Here is a 25,173-nt window from a genome sequence, read left to right on the forward strand (position 1 = left end):
CGCCTAGGAGAAGAGCTCGCTGATCTCTTCCACGGTCGCGTCATCGAGCGAGCCGTTGCCGGCGGCCGCGTTTTGCGCGATCTGCTCGGGGCTCGTGGCTCCGGCGATGACGCTCGTGACGGCGGGCTGCGCGAGCAGCCACTGGAATGTGGTCTCGAGCATCGAGCGGCCGGCATCGCGAGCGATCCGCTCGTAGCGGTCGATGCGCGCCCAGTCCACGCCCTCGAGCAGCTGCGGCTTGAGCGCCGTCAGGCGCCCGTCGGCCGGGCCCGTGCCGCCGGAGTACTTGCCCGAGAGCAGGCCGTTGGCGAGCGGGAAGTAGGGCAGGAAGCCGATGCCGGTCTCGAGCACCGCCGGGAGCACCTCGCGCTCGACGTCGCGGGCGACGAGCGAGTACTCGTCCTGAGCCGAGACGAAGCCGTTGGGCGTCTCGACCGCCGCTGCCGCGGCGATCTGCTCGGGCGTGAAGTTGGAGTGGCCGTAGGCGAGGATCTTGCCCTCGTCGACGAGCTCATCGAGGGCGCGAACGGTCTCCTCGATCGGCGTCTCGGGGTCAGGCGTGTGCATCTGGTAGAGGTCGATGCGATCGGTCTGGAGGCGGCGCAGCGATGCTTCGACGGCGTTGCGGATGTAGCCTCGGGCGCCCTTCGCGCCCCACTCCTCGGTGCCCTCGATCGCGAACTGCTGGTGTCCCCACTTGGTCGCGATCACCAGCTTGTCGCGGGCAGCGCTGCCGGCCTTCGCGAGGGTGACGCCCATGAGCGCCTCCGAGGTCGTCGCCGGGTTGCCGTAGATGTCTGCGGTGTCGAACAGCGTGATGCCGTGATCGATGGCCGCGTGGATGACCGCGTCGGTGCCCGACTGGTCCTCGGTCCGCGTGCCCCTTCGGCCGAAGTTGTTGCATCCGAGGCCGATGGGAGAGACCTCGATGCGGCTGGATCCGAGTGTGCGCGTCATGGCTCCACCCTAGATCCGGCGTGCATCGAGGCCTCTCAGCCGACGCTAGGGTCGTGCCGGCGGCATGCCGCCTGCGCCGCCGGGACCGCCCATGCCGCCGTCCGCTGCCCCGCCGGGTCCGCCCATGCTGGCGCCGACCGCGACACCGAGCTCGACCTCGGTCTCGACCCCGTCGACCATCACGGTCGCGCTGTCGCCGGAGAGCTCGGCGCTCGAGAAGACGACGTTCGAGAACGCGCTCTCCGCCGCGTAGGTCGCGAGCACCTCGCCGTCCGTGCCGCGGATCTCGATCGTCGAGCCCTCCTCGCCGGTCGCGAGGCCCTGCAGCCACGGCTGCGAGGAGGTGTCGCTCGGGGCCTGCGCCATGCCGCTCGCGCCCACCGCGAGCACGGTGCCGCCGGAGATGGTGATGTCGACGTTCGCGTCCAGCGCGCCCTCGCGCTCCGTGGTCGGGCCCCACACGACGATCTCGCCACCGGAGATCTCGATCGAGCCGTTCGAGTCGATCCCATCGCTGTCGGTGTGCAGCGTCAGGGAGCCGCCCGTGATCGCGATGAGCTCGCCCGAGTCGATCTCGCCTTCGGCGCCCGGCTGTCCCCCGCCGCCCGAGGCGCCGTTGATGCCGTCGTCGACCGCGGTCACGTCGATGACGCCGCCATCGATCTGCACGAGCGCCGACTCGAGGCCCTCGTTCGATCCCGCGACGGTGACCGTGCCGTCGGCGATGGCGAGCGCGACATCGCCGTGGAGGCCGTCGCCTGCGACGTCGACCGAGATCGTGCCGCCGCTGATCAGGAGGTCGGTGGCGGCGTCGAAGCCGTCGTCACCGGCCGCGGCCGAGATCGTGCCGCCCTCCACCCGGATCCAACCGCGATCGGCCTCATCGGTGTTGTCGCTCTGCAGCGCATCGCCGCCGGCTTCGAGCGTGAGCGTGCCGCCCTCGACCTGAATGGAGTCCTTGCCGCGCAGCGCCTCGTCGGCCGCGACGACATCGATCGTGCCGCCGATGATCGCCAGGTCGTCCTCGCTCGTGATGCCGTCGTTCGACGCCGCAACGCTCAGCGATCCCGCACCCGAGATCGTCAGGTCCTGCTCGGAGAAGATCGCGGCGTTCGCGTCCGCATCGTCGCCATAGGCGCTCGTGTCGACGATCGTGCTCTGACTGCCGTCAGCGAGGTGCACGGCGACGTCGTCGGCCGTCTGCACCTCGATCGCGGGCCCGTCGCCCGAGGTGATGGATGCGTCGTCGAGCACGAGCACGACCTGCGCGTCGTCGGCCGCCGCGACCACGATCCTGCCGTCGAGCGAGCCGGAGAGCCGGTAGACGCCTGCTTCCGTGATGGTGACGACGCCGTCGGCGCTCGAGACGCCGCTGTCGGCGGTCGCAGCGCTGCCGCTCAGCGTCACGTCGATCGCGTCGTCGATCGACCACTCGTCCTCCCGGACGACCGTGCCGTCCTGGTTGGCGCTCGCGAGCTCCTCGAGCGTGGTGCTGACGGCCGCGGATGCGGTGCTGCTGGTGGCGCCGCTCGAGCCGGTCTCGGATGCTGCCTGCACGAGGCCGGTGCCCGCGGCGGTGCAGCCGGCGAGCAGCACTCCCCCGGCAACGATGGCCATCACGGGCGCGAGGCGGCGGATGCGCGTGCGCGCGGGTCGTCGGAAGGCGTTGGTCTCCATGGTGTTCTCCTGGGTCTGGGTCTGGGTCTGGGTCTGGGTCTGGATGTGGGTATTGGTGGTGGTCTGGTCGCCGGCGTTCATGCGGCGCTCCGCTCGGCGTCGGCGAAGCAGCGGCGCAGCACGCCGTGCCAGCGGTTCGAGGGCAGCTCTGGCCGCAGCGCGGCGAGGCCGGTGGCGAACTTGCTGATGCGATCGGGTCGGTGCCCGGCTCGCCAGAGCAACCGGTCGATCGCGCCGGGCCCGCCGGCGGACTTCGTCTCGACGATCACGAGGCCGGGGGTGCGGAGCGTCGTGCCGTCGCCGAGCTGCCACGCGAGGTCGGTGTCGACCGTCGCTCGCGTGCCGCCATCGGGCAGCAGCAGCGTCGAGCGTCGATAGCGGGTCTCGAGCACGGGGGCCAGCGGTGGCGCGTCGATGCCGGCTGCCGCCAGTCCCTCCTCGGCGTACTCCCGCGCGTCGGCCGTGAGCACCTCGCGCTGCTCCGGCGGGTACGGCATCCGCTCCTTCACCGTCGTGCCGCGACCGCCGCGCGTCTTCAGCTCGAGGAAGGCGAGGTTCGCGTCGACGTAGGTGCGCGTGCGCAGCTTGAAGCGACGCCTGCGGCCGTGGGCGGCCAGCCGGTAGGCGAGCAGGTCGTCGGAGTCGAAGTAGGTCGAGGCGTAGGCGAGCGAGCGCTCGCCGTCGATCTCGAGCGCGCGCGTGCCCGTCGGCAGCTGCTCGAGCATGCGTGCGGCGGCCGCCGGATCGAGCGCATACTTGCGGTCGACCCTGGTGAGCAGCGCGGCCGACACGGTGAGCTCGTCGAGCGTGACCGGGTCGAGCCGGTCGATCGCGTGATCCGTGGCGATCATGCCGTCACCTGCTTGCGCGCGACCGTCGGGGCATCCCAGCGCACGTCGACGCGGGTGGCGTCGTTGATGAGGTCGAGCTCGACCACCGTGGCTTGCCGCACGCGGCCGCCCAGCAGCAGCTCGAGGTGCTCGATGAGCTCTGCATCGTCGACGATCGCGCGGTCGAGCCGCACCTGCTGGTGCCGAGCGGCGGCGAGCATCCGAGGATGATCCACGATCGCCATCGCCCCGACGACGAGCGCGACGAGGACGACTGCCATGGGAAGGCTGTCGCCGCCGAGCCCGGTGACGAGACCGATCGCGAGCGAGGCGAAGTAGTAAGCGACCTCGCGCTGCGAGATCTCGGTCGAGCGGAGTCGGATGATCGAGAGCACCCCGAAGAGGCCGAGACCGACACCGATGGATGCCGTGACGCTGGCAAGCACGAGGCTCACGGCGAGGACGCCGATGTTGACCCCGACGAAGGCGACCAGCAGGTCACGGCGTCGGTGGCGTCGGAAGTAGATGCCGTAGGCCATCACGGCGATGGCGAGTGCGTCGATGCCGATCATGATGAGGTCGTTCACGGGAGCTCCAAGCGGTTCTGCGGTTCGGTCGGACGGAGAGCGGCCAGCTGCAGCGCACCGGCGGCGCGCGGTCGAGGCGCGACGCTGAAGACGCCGAAGCGCTGGGCCAGGTAGGTGAGTGCGGCGAGCGCGGCGTCGATGCCGAGCTTTGCCGGCAGCAGGGCGGCGCCTGCCGTGACGGCGATCTGCAGGGCGAGGGCTCCGACAGCGGCGACGACCACGGCCAGGATCGCGTAGCGACGGGCTTGCTCGCGCAGCGAGCCCTCCGCGTGGAAGATCCAGCGACGGCCGATCAGGAAGTGCGCGGTCGCGCTGACGCCCCTCGCGAGCAGGGCGGCGAGCCCGGCAGCGCCGAGGACGCCGGTGAGCACGACGACCAGCACGGCGTCGAGCAGGAAGCAGGAGATGCCGAGCGCGGTGAACCGCGCGATCGGAGCCAGCAGCGGGCCGGCGATCCGCGCGGAATCGCTGAGCGGGCGGAAGTGCGACGAGGCGTTCTGATCCAGGTAGACCGTTGCGATCGGCACGCCGTGCAGCGGCACGCGGCGCCGCGCGGCGTCGAGCAGCACGCGCTGCTCGTGCTCGAAGCGGTCGCCGGGCACGGCGACGATCCAGTGCAGGGCATCCGCCGGCAGCCCGCGGAGTCCAGTCTGCGCGTCGCCCACCCGCACACCGGACGCGAGGGCGAAGAGGGTGCGCGAGACGGCATTGCCGATGCGGCTGCGCGCCGGCACGACACCGGTGAAGCATCGCTCCCCGAGCACGATGGCGCCGCTGTGCGCACCCGACTCGAGTGCCATCTCGACAGCCGCGACATCGTCGGGCCGGTGCTGGCCGTCGCAGTCGGCGGTGACGATATGCTCGCCCGGGTGGGCGGCCATGATGTGGGCGATGCCCGTGCGGAGCGCGGCTCCCTTGCCGAGATTGCGCTGGTGGTGGAGCACCGTGGCGCCCAGCCGGGCGACCTCGGTGAAGGCGGCGGCGGCACTCGGCCGACTGCCGTCGTCGACGACGACCACGGTGCGGGGCGCGAGTGCCTCGACGAGGGCCACCAGGCGCTGGTCGGGGCCGAGCGCGCAGATCAGGACGACGGCCATGCTCAGCCCACCACGTAGAGGATGTCGCTGGTGGCGCGCTCGCCGCCGTTCGATGGCGTGTTCACGACCTCGCCGTCGACGACCATGGTGGAGGATCCGCCGCCGTCGAGGTTGTAGGCGGTGATGGCGCCGAGGGACTGCAGCGTGTCGGCGAGCTCCGTGAGCGTCATGCCGGCGCTGGCGTCGCTGCGGCCGTCGACCACCACGAACGCGATGCTGCCGTCGTCGAGGATCGCCACCGCGGTGCGCGGCTGGTCGCCTTGGATCGAGTGGTTGCCGAAGTTGGTGTCGATCTCGACGCTGTCGATGCCCGCGACGATCTCGCCGTCTTCGACCAGCGCCGGGCCGAACGAGAGCGTCTGCCAGGCGCCGTCGTCGAGCAGCTGCTCGCCGGAGGTGGTCGTCTCGTCGACGATGGCAGCCGACCCGTCGCGGTAGAGCACGAGCGCCTCGCGCGCGCCCTCGTCGCGGTAGAGCACGCCGTTGCGGATGACGATGCCGGTGTCGCGGAAGCCGTAGTAGTCGCCGTTGATCGCGAGGCTCGCGCCGACCTGCTCGGCGATGACGCTCGGCAGCTCGGTGATGTTCTCGCCGTAGGCGTCGTCGGCGAAGGCGCTGCGCAGCTGCGTCATGTCGTCGGGGTCGACGATCGCGGTGGTCACGACCGCGGCATCCGCCCCGCTGCCGATGCTCTCGGTGGCGACGGTGAAGCTCGCCGCCTCCGTACCCGTCGCGGTCGAGTCGCTCTGCAGGGAGGATGCGCCGACCAGCTCGACATGCTCGACCACGAAGCGGTCGAGCGCCCAGGCGAGCCCACCGGTCGCGACCGTGCCGACGACCAGTCCAGCGGCGATCGCGGCGCGGATGCGCAGCGAGCGGCGGCGGCGGGAGGCGGCGGCTGCGGTGGGTGCGGAGTGCATACCTCTAGAGATACGCACCGCGCCCTAACCGGGTCGGAAGCGATGCTTGGTCCAGCATGAGCGGCTCACAGCAGCGCGCAGTGCGTTCGCTGTGCGTCACCTATCACGCCATGGCGCGGCGGCGCCGAGGCGAACGGCGAGTTGGGCTCAGCGCAGCGGCAGGTGCACGCTGACCTGCGTGAGACCCGGTTCGCTCTCGATGTCGATGGTGCCCCCGTGCGCGATCACGATCGCCTGCGAGATGGAGAGGCCGAGCCCCGTGCTGCCCTCGCTGCGCTGCCGTGCCTGATCCCCGCGCGCGAAGCGCTGGAACAGGCGCTCACGCAGCTCGGGGTCGATGCCGGGTCCGTCGTCGGTGATGCGGATGGTGGCGTGCGCAGCGTCGTGCGTGAGCGATGCCGTCACGGCAGTGCCAGCAGGGGTGTGGGCGCGCGCGTTGCCGAGCAGGTTGACGATCACCTGGCGGATCCTGTCCTCGTCGCCGATGATCTCGACCGCCTCCTCGACGTCCAGCAGCCATTCGTGGTCGGGCGAGGCGGCATGGGCGTCGCTCACGGCGTCGATGAGCACCAGCGCGAGGTCGACGCGTTCGCGCCGCAGCTGCTGGCCGGCGTCGAGGCGCGCCAGCAGCAGCAGGTCGTCGACGAGCGAGCTCATGCGCACGGCCTCCGCGCCGATGCGGTCGAGGGATCGCGCCTGCGTGGGCGTCATCGGAGCCCCCTCGCCCTGCGAGAGCTGGGCGTAGCCGCGGATCGAGGCGAGCGGCGTGCGCAGCTCGTGGCTCGCATCCGCGATGAAGCGTCGCAGCTGCTCCTCGCTGCGGTGCCGAGCCGAGAGGGATGCCTCGACGTGCGTGAGCAGGGTGTTGAGCGCGAGACCGACTCGGCCGACCTCCGTGCGCGAGTCGGTATCGGCAGCGGCCACGCGCTCGGGCAGCTCGACCTCGCCGACGTCCAGTGGGCGCTCGGAGACGCGCTGGGCGGTGCGCGCCACGCGGTCGAGCGGGCGCAGCGCGCGTGCGACCACGACCGACAGCCCGATCACCACCAGCAGCAGCGCGGCGCCCATGACTCCGGCGAGGATCGCCGAGATCGCCCCGGTGGTCGCGTCCACCTCGTCGAGCGAGCTGCCGGAGACGACGGTGCGATCACCGCGCGTATCAGCGGCGACGCGGAAGGTGCCGAGCTCGCCGCCGAGATCGAGCGTGACCGGCGTGCGCTCGGTCAGCTCTGCCGCTCGCAGCGCCTCGATCTGCGAGGTGGCGAGCGGGATCTCCTCGCCATCGACCCCCGTGTAGGCGGCGCTCTCGACTGCTCCTGCGCTGTCGAAGACCGCCTGCAGGGTGCCGACGCGTGCCGCCGGCCCCTCGCTGCCGCCGGGCGGTCCGCCCTGCCCGTCGGTCGGCTCCTCGCGTGGGGCGGCCGCGAAGTCGAGCCCGGCCAGCACCTGCTCGTCGAGGCGCTCCAGCACGGCCGATCGGAGCGTCGCCACGGTCGTGATGCTGGTGACGAGGAAGGCGAGCGCGACGAGGATGGCCGCACCGGTCACGAGTGTGCGGCGCAGGGTCCAGGCTCGACGAAGCGTCACGCCGGCTTGATCGTGTAGCCGACGCCGCGCACGGTGTGGATCATCGGCTCACCGACCGCGTCGATCTTCTTGCGGAGGTAGGAGATGTAGATCTCGACGATGCTCGACTTGCCGCCGAAGTCGTAGCTCCACACGCCGTCGAGGATCTGCGCCTTGCTCAGCACCCGGCGGGGGTTGCGCATCAGGAAGCGCAGCAGCTCGAACTCCTTGGCGGTGAGGCTGATCGTCGTGCCGGCTCGCTCGACGTCGTAGGTCTCCTCGTCGAGCACCAGATCGCCGACCCGCAGGCGTGGGTCTGCATCCGCGATCGCGATGTGGCGGCGCGCCATGCGACGCAGGCGTGCGACGACCTCCTCGAGGTTGAACGGCTTGGTGAGGTAGTCGTCGCCGCCCTCCTCGATGCCGGCGATCCTGTCTTCGACCGCATCCTTGGCAGTGAGGAAGAGCACCGGCACGGTGCTGCCGTTCGCGCGGATCCGACGCAGCACCTCCATGCCGTCGAGCCCCGGCAGCATGATGTCCAGCACGATGATGTCGGGCTGGAACTCGCGCACCGCGTTGAGCGCGTCCTGGCCGTTGCCGGCCGTGCGGGCCTCCCAGCCCTCGTTCGCCAGGGCCATGCGCAGCAGCTCGCTGAGGTTCGCCTCGTCGTCGACGACCAGAGCGCGCACGGGCATGCCGTCGGGGCGCAGGAGCGTCGCGCGCGGCGTCGGCGGAGTCATGGTCATAGTCAACCCGATTCTCAAGCGTCGGTGAGGAATCCGGAGGCGGATCCCGTTCGGCATCGTGCCGCGAGATCACGAGCACCACCATCACGCTTCCTTGGAGGGAGGTAAGCGCGGGCGCGTCCGGTCGCCCGAGGTTCAGCCGTCGAGGCGCTTCTGAGGCTTCGGCTTCGGCTTCGGCTTCGGCTTTGGCTTCGCCTTCGGCTTCTGCTTCGGCTTCGGCTTCGGCTTCGACGTCTGTGTCGCGGCGATCGTCTGCGCCACCTCGTGCAGCCAGTCGATGTCTGCGATCGCGTCGTCGTCGACGATGCCGTAGAGCTTCGAGCCCGGGTAGGCCTCGCCGCGCGGAAGGTGCTCGGTGAGCTCGGTGGCCTCGGGCACCAGCTTGAGCAGCAGCGTGTCGTCGCAGATGAAGCCGAAGATGCGGTCGTCGCAGTAGATGGCGTGCTGGCCGAACAACGGATGCAGCCGGATCGGCAATGGCTCGAACGCCTCCCGGATGCGCTCGAGCGTCTCTGGTCGGTTCGGCATGCAGCGAGCATGGCACGCAGGCGAGCTCGGGTGGAGTCCGTATCTCGAGCTCGGGTCGAGTCCGGACCTCGAGCTCGGGTCGAGTCCGGATCTCGGGCCGGGCGGGTCTGCCCGCATCGACAGGCCGTGCAACTCAGAAGGGCATGGTCGCTGGTGGTGCGTTCGATTGTTCCGGTTCGCCGCGGGGGTGGGTGCCCCATGGCTGGTCTTCGGCCGCCGGGGTGAACCGTCCCCGGTTCTCTGCCGCTCCTATGCGGGTGCCAGCACCGGGTGTGATGGCGTTTCGAGGTCAGCGTAGTACGCGGCCTCGAACTCCTCGGGAGGGACGTCGCCGAGGGTGGAATGCAGGCGCCTGGCGTTGTACCAGTCGACCCATTCAGCGGTGACCCATTCGACGTCCTCCAGCTGCTTGAGCGGACCGGTCCGGAAGGGCGAGTCGTCGCGAATCGCTTCGGTCTTGAACAGCCCGATCGTCGACTCGGCGAGAGCATTGTCATACGCGTCGCCGATCGAGCCGATCGACGCAGCGATGCCCTCCAGGGCGAGCGTCTCGGCGAAGCTCACGGACGTGAATTGAGACCCGGCATCGCTGTGATGGACCAGTCCGTCGAGCGCCGGGCGGCCGGCTCGGTCGCGCCGCCACAGGCCCATCCGCAGCGCCGTGGTCACCAACGGTGTCGTCTTCGTGGTCGCGGCCTGCCAGCCGACGATCGCGCGTGAGAAGCAGTCGATCACGAACGACACGTACGCGAACCCGGCCCAGGTGCGCACGTAGGTGAAGTCCGCCACCCAGCGCTGGTTCGGCGCGGGCGCGGTGAAGTCCCGCTCGAGCAGATCCGGTGCGCGCTCGGCGTTCCGATCCGGGACGGTCGTGCGCACGCCACGCCCGCGCACCCGGCCGTTGAGGCCGAGATCCCGCATCAGCCGGTCCACCCGCCGCTGGGACACGTCGTGGCCGGCACGTCGCAGATGCGTGGTCATCTTCCGCCGCCCGTACATGCCCTCCGGCGTGCCGACCGTCGCCAGCAGCGCGTCGATCACCACCGCGTCATCCACAGCGCGGTTGCTGGGCTGGGCGCGCTTCCACGCCCGGTAGGTTCGCGCGGCGACCTCCACACCCTGCTCCCGCAGGACCTGGCAGATCGACTCGACCGCGCGGCCCTTGGCTCGCTGCTCGTCGATGAAGCCGACGATCAGCGGCGTCGGGGGTCGAGTTCCCCGGCGAAGAAAACCGCCGCGTCGCGCAGGATCGCGTTCGCCTCACGCAGCTCACGGTTCTCCCGCTCAAGCCGCCGCACCCGCTCCGACTCGCTCGTCGAGGCGCCCTGCCGTTCGCCGGCGTCGATCTGAGCCTGCCGCACCCATCGGCGCAGCGACTCGGCCCCGAAGCCGAGCCGTTTCGAGACCGTCTCGCACGCGGTCGTCAGGTTCGGGTACTCATCGAGATGGTCGAGCACGAGCCGGATCGCTCGCTGCTTCGTCTCCTCCGGGATCTGCTTCGGCATGATGACTATCTTCCTTCCAGACTCGAAAGGAACCGGCATCAAACAGGGGACGGTTCAGGGTGGTGGTGAAGCGTGGGCCTTGGGGCTCGGGGTCGTCGCGGATGGTGTCGCCGAGGGGGCTGGTCCATTCGAGGACGCCGCCTGCGAGTTGTTGGACGGTCCAGCGGGTGGCGTGCTTCATGGTGTGGTGGCGCCGGCAGAGGTGAGCGAGGTTGGTGAGGGCGGTGGTGCCGCCGTTGGCGTAGGCGCGGGTGTGGTCGGTGTCGGCGCGGGTGACGGGGTGGTTGCAGCCGGGCCAGCGGCAGCGGCCATCGCGGGCTTTCAGCCAGCGGCGCATGGCGCGGGTGGGCTGGTAGGTGTCGACGGTGATGGGGATGCCGGTGACCGGGTGGAGGAAGAGCCGCTCCCAGGTGACCGTGTCGGTGGCGAGGTCACGGATGGTGTCGGGGTCGACCAGGATGCGGCCGTCGAGCATGGCCGGAAACCGCAGCTCTGGATCCGACTCGCCCTCGCCGTCGGCCCCGCCGGCGCCGGCATTGAGCGGGTCATCGCGGAGGAGGGCGGTGGCGGGGATGGTGACGGCGATGGTGGCGGTGAACGCGGAGACGCCGGTGAGGTCTTCTGGCACCTGCCCGCACAGCAGCAGTTCGAGGAACGCGTCGGCGCGATATTGGTCGAACGTGCGCGGATCGTCCTTCGCCTTCCCTCGCGCGGCCTGGGTGAGCCGGTCGAAGACGCCGTAGCCGAACGCGGCGGGCACGCGCGCGCCGATGTCGACCATGCCGTCGCCGGCGTCGGACACCCACGCCGCCCTCTGCTCGCGGGCGGCGTCGAACCGCTGCTGCAGCGGCGCGGTGAGGACCCGGTCTACGATCCGGGGCGCACGCGAGCGCAGCTGGCCGGGCGTGGTCCGCTCTGCCAGCTCCACGAGCTCGGCCTCGATGCGGGTTCTGTCGGTCGCGGAGACGGCGTCGTCGAGGCGCAGCGTGCGGGTGGCCTGCTCGATGGTGCGCAGGTGCCCGGCGGTGATGCGGCCGGCCTTGTGGGCCTCGTGCGCGGCGGGGAGTTCGTGCACGAGCTGCCAGGCGCCGGTCATGCGCTGCTCGATCGTGCGGTCGGACAGGTGCAGCTCGGCCGCGAGCACCGACGCGCTCTCGCGGCGCGCGGTGTCGATGTTGCCGCCGGCGGCGAGTACCGCCGACAGGCGCGCGGCGAGGACCTCCCGCTGCTCCGCCTCCAGCCGGGCCGTCTGCGCCTCCAGCGCCCGCATGCGGCCCACGAACGCGGCCTCGGCCCGCAGATGGGCGGTGTAGTCCGACTCGGCAGGGCCCGGCAGCTGCGGCACCATCATGCGGCCCGCGACCACCGCGTCGAGCTCGTCGTCGGACAGCGCCGCGAGCCGCTCACCCCACTCCCGGTCGTAGGCATCCAGCGACGCCTGCAGCTCGGCCGCGGTGTGACCGAAGGGGTCGATCGCGCCCGCGCGGACCGCGGCGATGTAGTCCTCGCCATCGATCTCCCGGGTGTCCATGGGCGAAGGAGACCATGGGCCACTGACATGGGACGGGTTGTCCACAGGGGGCCGGTCACGGGTACCGGTCTCGTGACGCGCGCGCCTGCGGCGCGCGCTCCTCGACCTACGGGGGAGGTGCGCTCCTCGACCTGCGGAGGGGGGTTAGGCGGGGGCGAGGCGGGGGTCGTGGACGGTGAGGCGCACGCCGGTGGTGGTGCGCGACAGCGGCACGTCGGCCGACTCGGCCCAGGACACCAGCGCATCTGCGGAGTCCGCCTGGGCGCCCGCCTGCGCGAGGGCACGCACGAACGCACCCTTGCCCGCCTTGTTCCAGTGGTTCAGCGCCGCACCATCGGGCGCGACGACGTCCACCGGCACAGCGGCCGGCACCGGCGCGAGCTGCGCGTAGGCCTTCGACCGCAGATCGAGCGCGAAGCCCTCGATCACGTGACCGGCGTCCGACCACAGCTCGCGCATCCGCTCCCCCGGCAGCTTCGAGGTCGCCGAGACCTTGTAGGCCGGGATCGGGTCGGATGCGCGCACGAAGCCGAACAGGGCCGACTGGATCACGACATGGGCATCGACCCAGGCGCGCTCCTCCGGGGCGAGCGAGGCTGCATCGAGGGCATCGAACAGCACGCCCGTGTAGCGCTCGATGGCGGGCATCGTCGGCGAGGTGCGCACGGCGGCGTTGTCAGCCGCGGCGCGCGCCTTCGCGGGCGTCGAGACGTCCTGCCCCGCTGCGACCAGGCGGTCGAGCGCTGCCAGTGCCCGGGAACGGGCGACGGCCAGCCCGGGGAATCCCAGATTGGGAAGACCCTGGCTGGCCGTCGTGAGGCTAGCGCCGATCCCGCCTGCCGCTTTCGTCTCGCTGGGCGGCAGCAGGACGATCACGCGAGCTTGGCGTTCCGAGCGACGATCTCGACGCGGTCGTGGTCGACCGAGAGGAAGCCGTCGGCAGCGTCGACGCGGTGCACGGTGCCCGAGGCGTCGGTCACGCGGACCTGACCCTCATCGGCGAGCACGGCGAGCACCGGCTCGTGACCCGCCAGGATGCCGATCTCGCCCTCGGTGGTCTTGGCGATGACCTGCGAGGCCTCGCCGGTCCAGACCTCGTCCTCGGCGGAGACAATGCTGACGGTGAGCGGCATCAGCCGTTGTCCTTCTGGATCTGCGCCCACTTCTCCTCGACATCCGAGATGCCGCCGACGTTGAAGAACGCCTGCTCGGCCACGTGGTCGAAGTCGCCCTTGGCGATCGCGTCGAACGACTCGATCGTCTCCTTGAGCGGCACCGTGGAGCCCTCGACACCGGTGAACTTCTTCGCCATGTAGGTGTTCTGCGAGAGGAACTGCTGGATGCGGCGCGCACGGTTCACGACGATCTTGTCCTCCTCGGACAGCTCGTCGACACCGAGGATGGCGATGATCTCCTGCAGCTCCTTGTTCTTCTGGAGGATCTGCTTGACCGTCGTCGCCACGCGGTAGTGGTCGTCGCCCAGGTAGCGGGGGTCGAGGATGCGGCTGGTCGACGTCAGCGGGTCGACGGCCGGGTAGAGACCCTTCGACGCGATCTCACGCGAGAGCTCGGTCGTGGCGTCGAGGTGCGCGAACGTCGTGGCCGGGGCCGGGTCGGTGTAGTCATCGGCGGGCACGTAGATGGCCTGCAGCGACGTGATCGAGTGACCGCGGGTCGACGTGATGCGCTCCTGGAGCACACCCATCTCGTCGGCGAGGTTCGGCTGGTAGCCGACGGCGCTGGGCATGCGGCCCAGCAGCGTCGAGACCTCGGAGCCGGCCTGCGTGAAGCGGAAGATGTTGTCGATGAACAGCAGCACATCCTGCTGCTGCACGTCGCGGAAGTACTCCGCCATCGTCAGCGCGCTCAGCGCGACGCGAAGACGCGTGCCCGGGGGCTCATCCATCTGACCGAAGACGAGGGCGGTCTTGTCGAAGACGCCCGCCTCCTCCATCTCGTGGATGAGGTCGTTGCCCTCACGGGTGCGCTCGCCGACACCGGCGAACACGGAGACACCGCCGTGGTCGGACGCCACGCGCTGGATCATCTCCTGGATGAGGACGGTCTTGCCGACACCGGCACCGCCGAACAGGCCGATCTTGCCGCCGAGCACGTACGGCGTCAGCAGGTCGATGACCTTGATGCCGGTCTCGAACAGCTGCGTCTTCGACTCGAGCTGGTCGAACGACGGCGCCGCGCGGTGGATGCCCCAGCGTTCGGTGACCTCGAGGGTCTCGCCCTCTTCGAGGTTCAGCGCCTCGCCGATGACGTTGAAGACCTTGCCCTTGGTGACGTCGCCGACGGGAACCGTGATCGACTCGCCGGTGTCGCGCACCTCCTGGCCGCGGACGAGGCCGTCCGTGGGCTTCAGGGCGATGGCGCGGACGAGGTCGTCGCCGAGGTGCTGCGCGACCTCGAGCGTGATCTCCTGCGTCGGCGTGCCGTCGCCGAAGTCGACCGTGGTCTTGAGCGCGTTGTAGATGCCGGGGATCGCGTCGTGCGGGAACTCGATGTCGACGACGGGCCCGGTCACGCGAGCGACGCGACCGACGCCGGCCTGCGTCTGCGAGGCAGCGGGGGTGTCAGTGATGGTCATGGTGATTGCCTTTCGTGGCTACTTCGCCGAGGCGAGGGCGTCCGCGCCGCCCACGATCTCGGAGATCTGCGTCGTGATCTCGGCCTGTCGCGCATTGTTGCGCAGGCGGGTGTAGTCGGTGATGAGCTTGTCGGCGTTGTCGGAGGCCGACTTCATCGCCTTCTGCGTGGCGGCCTGCTTGGCGGCAGCCGACTGCAGCAGCGCGTTGAAGATGCGGCTCTCGACGTAGACCGGCAGCAGTGCGTCGAGCACCTGGGCCGGCTCGGGCTCGAACTCGTACAGCGGGAGGTGCTCGGCAGTGCTGGCGTCCTCCGCCTCCACGACCTCGAGGGGCAGCAGGCGGACCGACGTCGGGTCCTGCGTCATCATGCTGACGAAGCGGTTGTAGACGACGTGGATCTCGTCGACCTGCTCCGAGACGTATGCCTCGAGCACCGCCTCCGCGATCTCCTGCGCGACCTCGGGCGTCGGGACATCGGAGATGCCCGTCCACTCCCTGATGTAGGGGCGCTGGCGGAACTTGAAGTAGCCGACGGCCTTGTTGCCGATCAGGTAGTGGTCGACCTCCTTGCCCTCAGACTCAAGCTTCGCCCGCAGCTCGCCCACCTCGCGGATGATCTGCGAGTTGAACGCTCCTGCAAGGCCGCGGTCGCTCGTCAGGACGACGATCGCGGCACGCTTGAGCTCATCGCGCTCGACGGTTAGCGGGTGCGCCTCGTTCGAGTACGTGGCGACCGCGCTGACGGCGCGCGTGAGCGCGCGAGCGTACGGGTTCGACGCCTTCACGCGCACGAGTGCCTTCTGGATGCGCGATGCAGCGATGAGCTCCATCGCCTTCGTGATCTTCTTGGTCGACTGCGCAGACTTGATCTTCTGCGTATAGACCCGGAGCTGGGCTCCCATGACGCCTCCTTAAGCGTAGGTCAGCGACGACCCTTGACGATCTGCTCCTGGTTGACGTCCTCGACCATCGGGTTGTTGGCCTCGGTGCCGGGATCGGTGATGCTCGGCGCATCCTTGCCCTGCCAGTTCTTGGCGAACTCGTCGACCTCGGACTCGAGCTGAGCCTTGGTCTCGTCGTCCAGCTTGGCGGCGTCGCGGATGGTGCCGAGCAGCGTGCTGTTGTTGCGCAGGTGCTCGAGCAGCTCGGACTCGAACTGCAGCACCTGGCTGACCTCGACGTCGTCGAACTTGCCGTTGGTGCCGGCCCAGATCGAGACGACCTGCTCCTCCACCGGGTACGGCGAGTACTGCGGCTGCTTCAGCAGCTCGGTGAGGCGAGCGCCGCGAGCGAGCTGACGACGCGACGTGGCGTCGAGGTCGGATGCGAACATCGCGAAGGCCTCGAGCGAGCGGTACTGGGCGAGCTCGAGCTTGAGCGTTCCGGAGACCGACTTGATCGACTTGACCTGCGCGTCGCCACCGACTCGCGAGACCGAGATGCCCACATCGACCGCGGGACGCTGGTTGGCGTTGAACAGGTCGGACTGCAGGAAGATCTGGCCGTCGGTGATCGAGATCACGTTGGTCGGGATGTACGCCGAGACGTCGTTGGCCTTCGTCTCGATGATCGGCAGACCCGTCATCGAGCCGGCGCCGAGCTCGTCGGAGAGCTTCGCGCAGCGCTCGAGCAGACGCGAGTGCAGGTAGAAGACGTCACCCGGGTATGCCTCGCGGCCCGGCGGGCGGCGCAGCAGCAGCGAGACGGCGCGGTAGGCCTCTGCCTGCTTGGACAGGTCATCGAAGATGATCAGGACGTGCTTGCCCTCGTACATCCAGTGCTGGCCGATGGCCGAGCCCGTGTAGGGGGCGAGGTACTTGAAGCCGGCCGGGTCGGAGGCGGGCGAGGCGACGATGGTGGTGTACTCCATCGCGCCGGCGTCCTCGAGGGCGCCCTTCACCGAGGCGATGGTCGAACCCTTCTGGCCGACGGCGACGTAGATGCAGCGCACCTGCTTGTTGACGTCGCCCGAATCCCAGTTGGCCTTCTGGTTGATGATCGTGTCGATCGCCAGTGCCGTCTTGCCGGTCTGGCGGTCGCCGATGATCAGCTGGCGCTGCCCGCGGCCGACGGGGATCATGGCGTCGATCGCCTTGATGCCGGTCTGCAGCGGCTCGTGCACCGACTTGCGCTGCATGACGCCGGGCGCCTGCAGCTCGAGGGCGCGACGGCCGCTCGACGCGATGTCGCCCAGGCCGTCGATCGGCATGCCGAGCGGGTCGACGACGCGCCCGAGGTAGCCCTCGCCGATCGGGACGGAGAGGACCTCACCGGTGCGGGTCACCTCCATGCCGGCCACGATGCCGTCGAACTCACCGAGCACGACGACGCCGATCTCGGTCTCGTCCAGGTTCTGCGCGAGACCGAGGGTGCCGTCCGCGAAGCGGACGAGCTCGTTCGCCATGACGCCGGGCAGGCCCTCGACGTGCGCGATGCCGTCGGCGGCGTCGAGGACGTGACCGACCTCGGCCGTCGTCGAGGTGGATGCCTCGTAGGACGAGACGAAGTCGGCGAGGGCGCCCTTGATCTCGTCTGGGCTGATGGTGAGCTCTGACATGTGTCTTCCTCTTTGGGGCTTTCGACCTAGCCGAGCTTCAGGCGGAGGTCGGTGAACTTGGAACGGACGGTGCCGTCGATGATGTCGTCGCCGATCGCGACGCGGAGTCCGCCAAGGACTGCCGGGTCGACGATCTGCTGCAGCTGCAGCGAGCGGCCGTACTGCTGCTCGAGGCCGACGCGGAGTCGGTCGAGCTGCCCGGCCGGGATCTCACGAGCCGTCGTGACGGTCGCGAGCGAGCGGCCGGCGGCCGAGGCCACCTCCGTGGCCGCACCGCGGAGCAGCGCGCCGATGCGACGGCCGCGCGGTGTGCGCACGAGGTGCTCGAGGATCGTCGCGGCGGCGTCGCTCGACTTGCCCGCGAGCAGGCGCTCCACGAGCCGTGCCTTGTCGTCGCCCGAGCCGCGCAGGCCGCCGAGGGCCAGCTCCAGCTCGGGGTCGGACGCGACGATCCGCTGGAAGGAGGCGATCTCACCCGCGACATCCGCGTTCCCCGCAGCCTGGACGGCGACGCGGATGCCCGCGCTGTCGATCGCGGTGAGGATGTCGTCGGCGCTCGACCAGCGCTGGCGGGCCAGGTGCGCGACGATCGAGACCGTCGCAGACCCCAGCTGCCCGAGCACGCGCTCGGCCAGGGCCGCACGCGCATCCGGCGTCGAGACCGAGTCGGCGAGCGCGGAGAGCACCTGCGGGCTGCGCTCGATGGCGCGCGAGGCTCGGAAGAGCTCCCGTGCGTCCTCGAGCCCGGCCTGGGGCTGCGCCCGGAGCGCCTCGTCGATGCCGGCTCGTGCCTGGCTGGTCGCGCTGCCCACTAGTGCTTCGCTCCCTCGCGCTCGAGGTCAGCCAGGAAGCGATCGACGATGCTCGCCGAGCGCGCGTCGTCCATCGACTCGCCGACGACCTTCTCGCTGAGGTCGAGGGCGAGCGTGCCGACCTCGGACTTCAGCGAGGAGAACGCCGCCTGGCGCTCCTGCTCGATGCGCTGCTGCGCCTGCGCGGTGATGCGCTCGGCGTCCTCGACGGCACGTGCCTTGAGGTCGGCCTCGATCTTGGCGGCGTCGGCGCGAGCCTTGTCCTTGATCTGCGACGCCTCGGCGCGAGCCTCCGCCAGCTGGGTGTTGTACGACTCCAGCGCGGCAGCGGCTTCGGCCTGCGCCTCCTCGGCCTTCTTGATGCCGCCCTCGATCGCTGCGGCGCGCTCGTCGAGCAGCGCCTGCATGCGAGGCAGGACGACCTTCCAGAAGATGGCGAGCAGGACGATGAAGACGACCGCTGACCAGAGGATGTCGTAGAAGGCGGGCAGCAGAGGATTCTGTGTCGCCTCCTCTTCCGCCATCCGGAGTGCAGTTCTCATCATCAGTGGCTCAGGCCGTCATGAAGAAGTACGTGGCGATGCCGATGAAGGCCAGCGCCTCGGTGAACGCGATGCCGATGAACATCAGGACCGTCAGGCGGCCCTGGAGCTCGGGCTGACGCGCAACACCCTCGATCGTCTTGCCGACGACGATGCCGACGCCGATGGCCGGGCCGATCGCGGCGAGGCCGTAGCCGACCGTGCCGATGTTGCCGTTGATCTCGGCGAGAATGGTCGTGGCGTTGTCCACGGTGTTTCCTTCCGTTGTGTTCCGGGAGTCCGGGGGTTGGTCAGTGCTCTTCAGCCAGCGCGAGCTGGATGTAGACAGCGGTGAGAATGGCGAAGACGTAGGCCTGCAGCACGGCGACGAGCAGCTCGAAGGCCGTGAAGACGAAGCCGAACGCGAGGGTTCCAATGCCCAGCACCGGGAACAGTCCGCCGGCGCTGAAGAGGAAGAAGTGCGTCGCGGCGAAGAACAGCACGAGCAGCAGGTGGCCGACGAAGAGGTTCATCATCAGTCGGAGTGTCAGCGTGATGGGGCGCAGCACGAAGGTCGAGACGAGCTCGATCGGCGTGACGATGATGTAGAGCGGCCACGGCACACCGGAGGGGAAGAGCGAGTTCTTGAAGAACGCGCCCGGATGCTTCTTGACGCCCGCGTAGATGAACGCGATGTACGACACGAGCGCGAGCACCAGCGGCACACCGATGACGGACGTGCCCGCGATGTTCAGGAACGGGACGACGCCCGTGAGGTTCATCGCCAGGACCATGAAGAAGATCGTGGTGATGATCGGCAGGAACCGCTTGCCGTCCTTCTCGCCCAGCAGGTCGTAGGCGATGCCGTCGCGCACGAAGCCGAGGCCCATCTCGATGAGGCTCTGGCCGCGCGTCGGGATCAGCCGCATCTTGCGGGTGCCGAGCACGAAGATGAGGATGACGGCAGCCGCGGCGATGAAGCGCACCAGCATGATGCGGTTGATGCCGAAGATGGGCGATTCGCCGTCGAACCACGGGATCGTCGGATCCGCGAACAGGAAGACCTGCGGGAAGAAGTCGGCAATGCTCGGCGGGTGGAACGGCTCGGGCTCGGTTCCAGCGGAGGCCAGCAGCGTCATCAAGGCGTTCAGCGTTTCTTCCTCAACCTCATGGCGCCTGGCGCCGGTTCGACGTCGTCACACCCCCTCGCGCAGCCAGGCTCTCAGAAGAGCGGCGCATCGGGGGGGAGCACTCAGAACACTACCAGAGCGGTGTCGCGCGGTCGGCCACTTCGCTCGCCACGTTCACGCGCGGGCGCCGGATGCAGGGCGGCCCTGCGTCTCGTCGTCGGCGTCGCTGTCGATCGTCGGCTGGCGGCTCGTGGCGATCACGATCACGTCGATGGCGAGCGATCCCAGCACGGCCGCGAGCAGCGACCCGAAGGCGACGCCACGGTGCAGCCACTCCTGCCCGCCGAGCACGAAGACGAGCACGATGAACAGCACGAACTTCAGCAGCCAGCCGCCCAGCACGATCCCGAAGAACGCGCCCGAGACCATCTCGCCCTTCGACACCTTCAGCGCCAGCATGATGCTGCCGGCGGTGAGCATGCAGAAGACGATCGCGAGCGCGGTGCCGACCAGCGCCGACGCGAGGCCCGCGCCTGCGGCCAGGAACCATCCGACGACACCGCCGACCAGCGCGACCGCCGCGGCGAGGACGCCGCCCCACAGCAGGATGCGCTGCATGATCTGGGTCGTGTTCACCGGGTGTCTCCCTGCGGCTCGGCCTGCGTGTCGACGCGGACGTCGATCTCGGTCGGTTCGATCTTCCCATGCGGCGAGCGCCGTTCGCGCATCACCCGTCGCGTCGTGCGCCAGACGCGCTTGCTGACCGGGGCTGCCGTGAGCAGCGCGGAGAGCAGGAAGCCGACGAGCATCACGCCGACCGCGACCCACCACGGCCAGATCAGGAAGAGCAGGCAGCCGGCGGAGACCACCGTCGTCCAGGTGTAGAAGATGAGCACCGCGCCGAGGTGCGAGTGCCCCATGTCGAGCAGCCGGTGGTGCAGGTGCTTGCGGTCGGCGGCGAAGGGGCTGTTGCCGTTGATGACGCGGCGCACCACGGCGAGCACGAAGTCGGTCATCGGCAGCACCAGGATCGCCAGCGGCAGCAGCACGGGGATGAAGGCGGGGAGGATCTGGCTGCGGCCACCCATGGTGCCGAGGTCGATCTGCCCCGTGACCGCGATGGCGCTGGCGGCGGTGAGCAGGCCCAGCATGAGCGCTCCCCCGTCGCCCATGAACATGCGGGCCGGATGCCAGTTGGTCGGCAGGAAGCCGAGGCACACGCCCACGATGATGGCCGTGATGAGGCTCGCGAGCGAGAAGTAGGCGTTCTGCTGCCCGAGGTTCTGGCTGATCATCCAGATGTAGCCGAAGAACGCCGTCGAGCCGATGATCGTCGTGCCCGCGACCAGGCCGTCCAGCCCGTCGATGAAGTTCACGGCGTTCATCACCAGCACGATGATGAGCACCGTCAGCACGATCGCCATCGTCGACGACGGCAGCGTGAGGCCCGCGATCGGCAGGCTGACGATCTGCACGCCCCAGAACGCGACCCCGGCGGCGACCAGGATCTGCGCGCCGAGCTTCAGCATCCAGTCGAGGTCGTACAGATCGTCGAGCACGCCGATGGCGCAGATCGCCACGGCGCCGCCCAGCAGTGCCCAGATGCGCGCGGGTTCGGCGAAGATGCCCGAGAACTCGGGGACGAGCGCGGCGATGCCGAAGGTGGCGAGCACGCCCACACACATCGCCACGCCGCCCAGTCGCGGCGTCGGACGAGAGTGCACGTCGCGCTCACGGACCGGCGGGTGGATGCCGTGCTTCAGGGCGAAGCGGAGCACGATCTGGCAGGCGACGAAGGTGATGACCGCCGCCGCGAGCGTGATCAGGAGGAAGGTCACGGCATCATCCGTCGGCGAGCAGCTCGCCCAGCACCGCGGCGATCTGCTCGCGGGGCAGCACGCCCTGGCGCACGATGCGGAAGACGCCGGGTGTGGAGCAGTCGAGGATCGTGGAGCCGTTCTGCTCCCCCGGCTTCGCGCTGCCGCCGACCTCGCCGGCGTCGAGCACCACGGCGACGGCATCGCCGAGCATCTCGACCGCACCCGCGGTCGCCGTCGGTGCCGGCTGCCCGTGCAGGTTGGCGCTGGAGACCGCGAGCGGCCCGGTCTCGCGCAGCAGCTCGATCGCGATCGGATGGTCGGGCACGCGGATCGCGACCGTGCCGCCGGTATCGCCCAGATCCCAGGTGAGCGACGACTGGGCGCGCAGGATGACGGTGAGCGGGCCCGGCCAGTGCGCCTCGAGCAGCGGCTCGAGCTCGGCGGGCACCTGCTCGGCGAGCGCGCTCGCCATGGCGCGGTCTGCGACGAGCACCGGCGGCGGCGAGCCGCGGTCGCGGCCCTTCGCGGCCAGCAGGCCGGCGACGGCGGCGTGCGAGAACGCGTCGGCGGCGATACCGTACACCGTGTCGGTCGGCATCACGATGCTCTGTCCGGCGGCGACCGCCGTGCGGGCGGCACGCACTCCCGCGAGCAGGGATGCGGGGTCGGCGCAGTCGTGGATGGCGGGCACCCGCCAATGGTACCGGGGGCGGGGCTAGCGGATGGCGGCGGTGACGCGGTCGCGGCCGGCGAGATCCCGGTGGGTGCGGGCGTCGCGGAAGCCGCCCGACGCGAGCAGCTGCCGCACCATCGCTCCCTGCTCCTCGGTGTGCTCGAAGGCGACCAGGCCGCCGGGCTCGACCAGCTGGGCGCCGAGCGCGATGAGGTCGCGGATGAGATCGAGCCCATCCGCTCCCGAGTAGAGCGCGGTCTCCGGGTCGTGGCGCACCTCGTGGTCGGCGGGCACGGCGGCGTGCGGCACGTAGGGAGGGTTCGACACGAGCGCCGCCAGCGACCCCGGCACGATGCCGACCGCGGCGAGCGCCGCGGTGTCGCGCGCGTCGCCGTGCAGCAGCACGGTCTGCGGCGACAGCTCGAGGATGTTGCGCCGCGCCCAGACGAACGCTGCCGGACTCGCCTCCACGGCGACCACCCGCGCCTCGCTCTCCCGCGCGATGGAGATCGCCACCGCGCCGGTGCCGGTGCCGACATCCAGCACCGTCGTGGTGCCGCTTTGCAGCTGGCGCAGATGATCGAGCGCGACGTCGACGAGCAGCTCGGTCTCCGGTCGCGGCGTGAAGACGCCGGGGCCGACCGCGAGCTCGATGTGCCGGAAGGGTGCGCGACCGGTGATGTGCTGCAGCGGCTCGCGAGCCAGCCGCCGGGCGACGGCCGCACCGAAGCGCGTCAGCGCATCCGCGTCGAGCGCACGCCCCAGCGCCATGTCGATGCGCAGCTCGCCGAGGCTGCGGCCAGCGGCCCATGCGGCGAGCAGCTCGGCATCCGGGCCGTCGACGCCGACCGCCGCCAGTCGCGCACGCGCATCGCGGATGATCTCTGCCACAGCCGGTTGCGCCACGAGATGACGCTACCGCCAGCGGGCCCGTCCGGCCGCCTCGGGAATGCCGAGCGCGCTTTCAGCGCTGGGACAGAAAGGCACCCGTAGAGTACAAGCACTGCTTCCACCCGATGAAAGGCAACGATATGGCCCGCATCTCTGACGACGTCACCGGCACGATCGGCGGCACTCCCCTCGTGCGCCTGCAGCGGCTCAACGAATCCGACGCCACGGTGCTCGTCAAGCTCGAGTCGCACAACCCCGGCGCGTCCGTGAAGGACCGCATCGGCAAGGCGATCATCGAGGCAGCAGAGGCATCGGGTGACCTGCAGCCGGGCGGCACGATCGTCGAGGGCACCAGCGGCAACACCGGCATCGCGCTCGCGATGGTCGGTGCGGCCCGCGGCTACTCCGTGATCCTCGCGATGCCGGAGACGATGTCGGTCGAGCGCCGCGCGATCCTGAAGGCCTACGGCGCGCAGCTCGTGCTGACCCCCGGCCCGGACGGCATGCGGGGCGCCGTGGAGCGCGCGCGACAGATCGTCGATGAGACCCCGGGGGCGATCCTGGCGCGTCAGTTCGAGAACGAGGCGAACGTGCGGGTGCACCGCGAGACGACGGCCGAGGAGGTCTGGGCGGACACCGACGGCGAGGTCGACATCTTCATCGCCGGCATCGGCACGGGCGGCACCATCACCGGCGCCGGCGGGCGCCTGAAGGAGCTGCGCCCCGACATCCGCATCGTCGCCGTGGAGCCCGCGGACTCGCCGCTGCTCACGAAGGGGCAGGCAGGCCCCCACAAGATCCAGGGGCTCGGCGCCAACTTCGTGCCCGATCTGCTCGACACCGATGTCTACGACGAGGTCGTCGACGTCGAGCTCGACGACGCGGTGCGCCTGGGTCGTCAGCTGGCGTCGAAGGAGGGCATCTTCGCGGGCATCTCCTCCGGCGCGATCGTGTGGGCTGCGCTGGAGATCGCGAAGCGACCCGAGTCGGCGGGCAAGACGATCGTGGCGATCGTGTGCGACACCGGCGAGCGCTACCTCTCGATGCCGATCTACGCCGACCTCGCCTGAAGGGCAGCGCATGGGTTGGCTCCACATCCGTGAGGACATCGCGAACGCGAAGCGGCACGATCCCGCAGCACGCGGCCCGTTGACGATCGCGCTCACCTACTCGACCCTGCACGCCGTCTGGGCGCACCGCATCCACCACCGGCTGTGGCATGCGGGTGCTCGCTCGCTGGCGCGTGCCGGCAGCCAGTGGATGCGCTTCGCCACCGGCGTCGAGATCCACCCGGGCGCCCGCCTCGGGCGGCGCTTCTTCATCGACCACGGCATGGGTGTCGTGATCGGTGAGACCGCCGAGACCGGCGACGACGTGATGCTGTATCACGGGGTCACGCTCGGCGGCACGGCGAATGCGTCGGTGAAGCGGCATCCGACCCTCGGGCACCGAGTGCTCGTGGGCGCCGGGGCGAAGATCCTCGGGCCCATCGCGCTCGGCGACGACGTCAAGGTGGGCGCGAACGCGGTCGTGCTGCGGGATGCGCCCTCGGGCACGACGCTGGTCGGCATCCCCGCGAAGCCCGTCGGCAAGCTCGCCGACGCGGAGCTGCCGCGCATTGAGTACGTGATCTAGCGAGCCGCTCGCCTCGCCGGCCGCCCGCCGGCCCGCCTGCGGCCAGCGCCGCGCCCGCACCGGTACGAACGTGTCGCGCAGCGCGGTCCCGCGCGACCCTTCGGTACCGCTCCCGGTACCGCCGCGCGCGGGTCGCGCCGCACCGGTACGGATGTGTCGCGCCGCGCGGGTGCAGGCGGCAGTTCGGTACCGCTGGCGGGGCGGCGCGTCAGGCCGGCGGGGCGGCGGGCGGTGCGGGCTCGGCGGGCTCGGGCTCCTCGGTGCGCTCGGTGAGCGCCAGGCCCGCAACGGCTACGAGTATGCCGGCGAGGAAGAGCAGCACGATCGGATTGAAGGGCTGCACGCCGGTCGCGAGCGCCCAGACGACCGTGAGCGCTCCCCCGGCGCCCGTCCAGACGGCGTAGCCGGTGGCGAGCGGGATCACTCGCACGGCCCGCTCCAGTCCGATGAAGCTGACGATGCCCGCGATCACGAAGACGATCGACGGCGCCAGCCTCGTGAAGCCCTCCGACTGCCCGAGCGCGGTCGCCCAGACGGCCTCGAGCACGGCGCTGCCCAGCAGCACGATCCATGCGGTGCGGCGCGTCATC

Annotated in this window: 27 protein-coding genes; 2 read left to right on the forward strand and 25 right to left on the reverse strand. The window is 70.2% G+C overall.

Annotated elements, in window-relative coordinates; translation table 11 throughout:
- Window positions 1-3: 3 nt before the first annotated feature.
- The 24 genes from ABG090_RS08840 to prmC form a co-directional block, all read right to left on the reverse strand.
- The gene (locus tag ABG090_RS08840) at window positions 4-957 is read right to left on the reverse strand and encodes an aldo/keto reductase (protein WP_347754115.1); all 954 of its coding nucleotides are present in this window, start codon (window positions 955-957) and stop codon (window positions 4-6) included.
- 45 nt (window positions 958-1,002) lie between these two features.
- Window positions 1,003-2,715, reverse strand: coding sequence for a carbohydrate-binding domain-containing protein (locus ABG090_RS08845; RefSeq protein WP_347754116.1), 1,713 nt, complete (start codon window positions 2,713-2,715; stop codon window positions 1,003-1,005).
- Entirely contained in the window at window positions 2,712-3,485 is a 774-nt protein-coding gene (locus tag ABG090_RS08850) for a polyphosphate polymerase domain-containing protein (protein WP_347754117.1), read from the reverse strand. The genes ABG090_RS08845 and ABG090_RS08850 overlap by 4 nt, the downstream gene beginning before the upstream one ends.
- Window positions 3,482-4,051, reverse strand: a complete 570-nt coding sequence (locus ABG090_RS08855; protein WP_347754118.1) for a DUF4956 domain-containing protein — start codon at window positions 4,049-4,051, stop codon at window positions 3,482-3,484. Before ABG090_RS08855 ends, ABG090_RS08850 begins: the two co-directional genes overlap by 4 nt.
- Window positions 4,048-5,148: a glycosyltransferase family 2 protein gene (locus ABG090_RS08860; protein WP_347754119.1), complete on the reverse strand. Its 1,101-nt coding sequence runs from the start codon at window positions 5,146-5,148 to the stop codon at window positions 4,048-4,050. Before ABG090_RS08860 ends, ABG090_RS08855 begins: the two co-directional genes overlap by 4 nt.
- A 2-nt stretch (window positions 5,149-5,150) precedes the next feature.
- Entirely contained in the window at window positions 5,151-6,068 is a 918-nt protein-coding gene (locus ABG090_RS08865) for a phosphodiester glycosidase family protein (RefSeq protein ID WP_347754120.1), read from the reverse strand.
- 147 nt (window positions 6,069-6,215) lie between these two features.
- A complete protein-coding gene (locus ABG090_RS08870; protein WP_347754121.1) occupies window positions 6,216-7,655 on the reverse strand; it encodes an ATP-binding protein in 1,440 nt (479 codons plus the stop codon).
- Window positions 7,652-8,377 carry a response regulator transcription factor gene (locus ABG090_RS08875; protein ID WP_347754122.1) on the reverse strand — a complete coding sequence of 242 codons (726 nt, stop codon included), beginning with the start codon at window positions 8,375-8,377 and terminating at the stop codon, window positions 7,652-7,654. Before ABG090_RS08875 ends, ABG090_RS08870 begins: the two co-directional genes overlap by 4 nt.
- Window positions 8,378-8,518: 141 nt before the next feature.
- On the reverse strand, window positions 8,519-8,911 hold the full coding sequence (locus ABG090_RS08880; protein WP_347754123.1) for a TfoX/Sxy family protein: 393 nt from the start codon (window positions 8,909-8,911) through the stop codon (window positions 8,519-8,521).
- A 249-nt stretch (window positions 8,912-9,160) separates the two neighbouring features.
- Window positions 9,161-10,416 (reverse strand): IS3 family transposase gene (locus ABG090_RS08885; protein WP_347754124.1). Its coding sequence is split into 2 segments (ribosomal slippage): window positions 9,161-10,146 and window positions 10,146-10,416, totalling 1,257 coding nucleotides; the frame shifts between segments, so codons are not numbered across the junction.
- A complete protein-coding gene (locus ABG090_RS08890; RefSeq protein ID WP_347754125.1) occupies window positions 10,349-11,947 on the reverse strand; it encodes a DUF222 domain-containing protein in 1,599 nt (532 codons plus the stop codon). The genes ABG090_RS08885 and ABG090_RS08890 overlap by 68 nt, the downstream gene beginning before the upstream one ends.
- 144 nt (window positions 11,948-12,091) lie before the next feature.
- A complete protein-coding gene (gene yaaA / locus ABG090_RS08895; RefSeq protein WP_347754126.1) occupies window positions 12,092-12,823 on the reverse strand; it encodes a peroxide stress protein YaaA in 732 nt (243 codons plus the stop codon).
- Complete coding sequence (locus tag ABG090_RS08900) at window positions 12,820-13,080, reverse strand: F0F1 ATP synthase subunit epsilon (RefSeq protein ID WP_347754127.1); 261 nt, start codon at window positions 13,078-13,080, stop codon at window positions 12,820-12,822. The genes yaaA and ABG090_RS08900 overlap by 4 nt, the downstream gene beginning before the upstream one ends.
- A complete protein-coding gene (atpD, locus tag ABG090_RS08905; protein WP_347754128.1) occupies window positions 13,080-14,543 on the reverse strand; it encodes a F0F1 ATP synthase subunit beta in 1,464 nt (487 codons plus the stop codon). The genes ABG090_RS08900 and atpD overlap by 1 nt, the downstream gene beginning before the upstream one ends.
- 18 nt (window positions 14,544-14,561) lie before the next feature.
- A complete protein-coding gene (locus tag ABG090_RS08910; RefSeq protein WP_347754129.1) occupies window positions 14,562-15,446 on the reverse strand; it encodes a F0F1 ATP synthase subunit gamma in 885 nt (294 codons plus the stop codon).
- Between the two features lie 20 nt (window positions 15,447-15,466).
- Window positions 15,467-17,101 carry a F0F1 ATP synthase subunit alpha gene (gene atpA, locus ABG090_RS08915; RefSeq protein WP_347754130.1) on the reverse strand — a complete coding sequence of 545 codons (1,635 nt, stop codon included), beginning with the start codon at window positions 17,099-17,101 and terminating at the stop codon, window positions 15,467-15,469.
- A gap of 26 nt (window positions 17,102-17,127) precedes the next feature.
- The gene (locus ABG090_RS08920; protein WP_347754131.1) at window positions 17,128-17,913 is read right to left on the reverse strand and encodes a F0F1 ATP synthase subunit delta; all 786 of its coding nucleotides are present in this window, start codon (window positions 17,911-17,913) and stop codon (window positions 17,128-17,130) included.
- Window positions 17,913-18,455: a F0F1 ATP synthase subunit B gene (locus ABG090_RS08925; RefSeq protein WP_347754132.1), complete on the reverse strand. Its 543-nt coding sequence runs from the start codon at window positions 18,453-18,455 to the stop codon at window positions 17,913-17,915. Before ABG090_RS08925 ends, ABG090_RS08920 begins: the two co-directional genes overlap by 1 nt.
- Before the next feature lie 10 nt (window positions 18,456-18,465).
- Window positions 18,466-18,705: an ATP synthase F0 subunit C gene (gene atpE / locus ABG090_RS08930; protein WP_347754133.1), complete on the reverse strand. Its 240-nt coding sequence runs from the start codon at window positions 18,703-18,705 to the stop codon at window positions 18,466-18,468.
- 40 nt (window positions 18,706-18,745) lie between these two features.
- The gene (gene atpB / locus ABG090_RS08935; protein ID WP_347754134.1) at window positions 18,746-19,573 is read right to left on the reverse strand and encodes a F0F1 ATP synthase subunit A; all 828 of its coding nucleotides are present in this window, start codon (window positions 19,571-19,573) and stop codon (window positions 18,746-18,748) included.
- Between the two features lie 165 nt (window positions 19,574-19,738).
- Window positions 19,739-20,200 carry a hypothetical protein gene (locus ABG090_RS08940; protein WP_347754135.1) on the reverse strand — a complete coding sequence of 154 codons (462 nt, stop codon included), beginning with the start codon at window positions 20,198-20,200 and terminating at the stop codon, window positions 19,739-19,741.
- Entirely contained in the window at window positions 20,197-21,402 is a 1,206-nt protein-coding gene (locus ABG090_RS08945) for an MraY family glycosyltransferase (RefSeq protein ID WP_347754136.1), read from the reverse strand. Before ABG090_RS08945 ends, ABG090_RS08940 begins: the two co-directional genes overlap by 4 nt.
- 4 nt (window positions 21,403-21,406) lie before the next feature.
- Window positions 21,407-22,075, reverse strand: coding sequence for an L-threonylcarbamoyladenylate synthase (locus ABG090_RS08950; protein ID WP_347754137.1), 669 nt, complete (start codon window positions 22,073-22,075; stop codon window positions 21,407-21,409).
- A 24-nt stretch (window positions 22,076-22,099) separates the two neighbouring features.
- Window positions 22,100-22,963 (reverse strand): peptide chain release factor N(5)-glutamine methyltransferase, encoded by an 864-nt coding sequence (prmC, locus tag ABG090_RS08955; RefSeq protein WP_347754138.1) that lies wholly within the window; start codon window positions 22,961-22,963, stop codon window positions 22,100-22,102.
- Window positions 22,964-23,088: 125 nt separating this feature from the next.
- Between prmC and cysK the strand changes: the two genes are divergently transcribed.
- Together cysK and epsC are read left to right on the forward strand one after the other, a co-directional pair.
- Window positions 23,089-24,018 carry a cysteine synthase A gene (gene cysK / locus ABG090_RS08960; protein ID WP_347754139.1) on the forward strand — a complete coding sequence of 310 codons (930 nt, stop codon included), beginning with the start codon at window positions 23,089-23,091 and terminating at the stop codon, window positions 24,016-24,018.
- A 10-nt stretch (window positions 24,019-24,028) separates the two neighbouring features.
- Entirely contained in the window at window positions 24,029-24,583 is a 555-nt protein-coding gene (gene epsC / locus ABG090_RS08965; RefSeq protein ID WP_347754140.1) for a serine O-acetyltransferase EpsC, read from the forward strand.
- Between the two features lie 208 nt (window positions 24,584-24,791).
- On the opposite strand, the gene ABG090_RS08970 is transcribed toward epsC, so the two are convergent.
- Complete coding sequence (locus ABG090_RS08970) at window positions 24,792-25,172, reverse strand: SMR family transporter (RefSeq protein WP_347754141.1); 381 nt, start codon at window positions 25,170-25,172, stop codon at window positions 24,792-24,794.
- Window position 25,173: the final 1 nt, after the last annotated feature.

The sequence above is a fragment of the Agrococcus sp. ProA11 genome, assembly GCF_039880525.1.
GTDB lineage: Bacteria > Actinomycetota > Actinomycetes > Actinomycetales > Microbacteriaceae > Agrococcus > Agrococcus chionoecetis.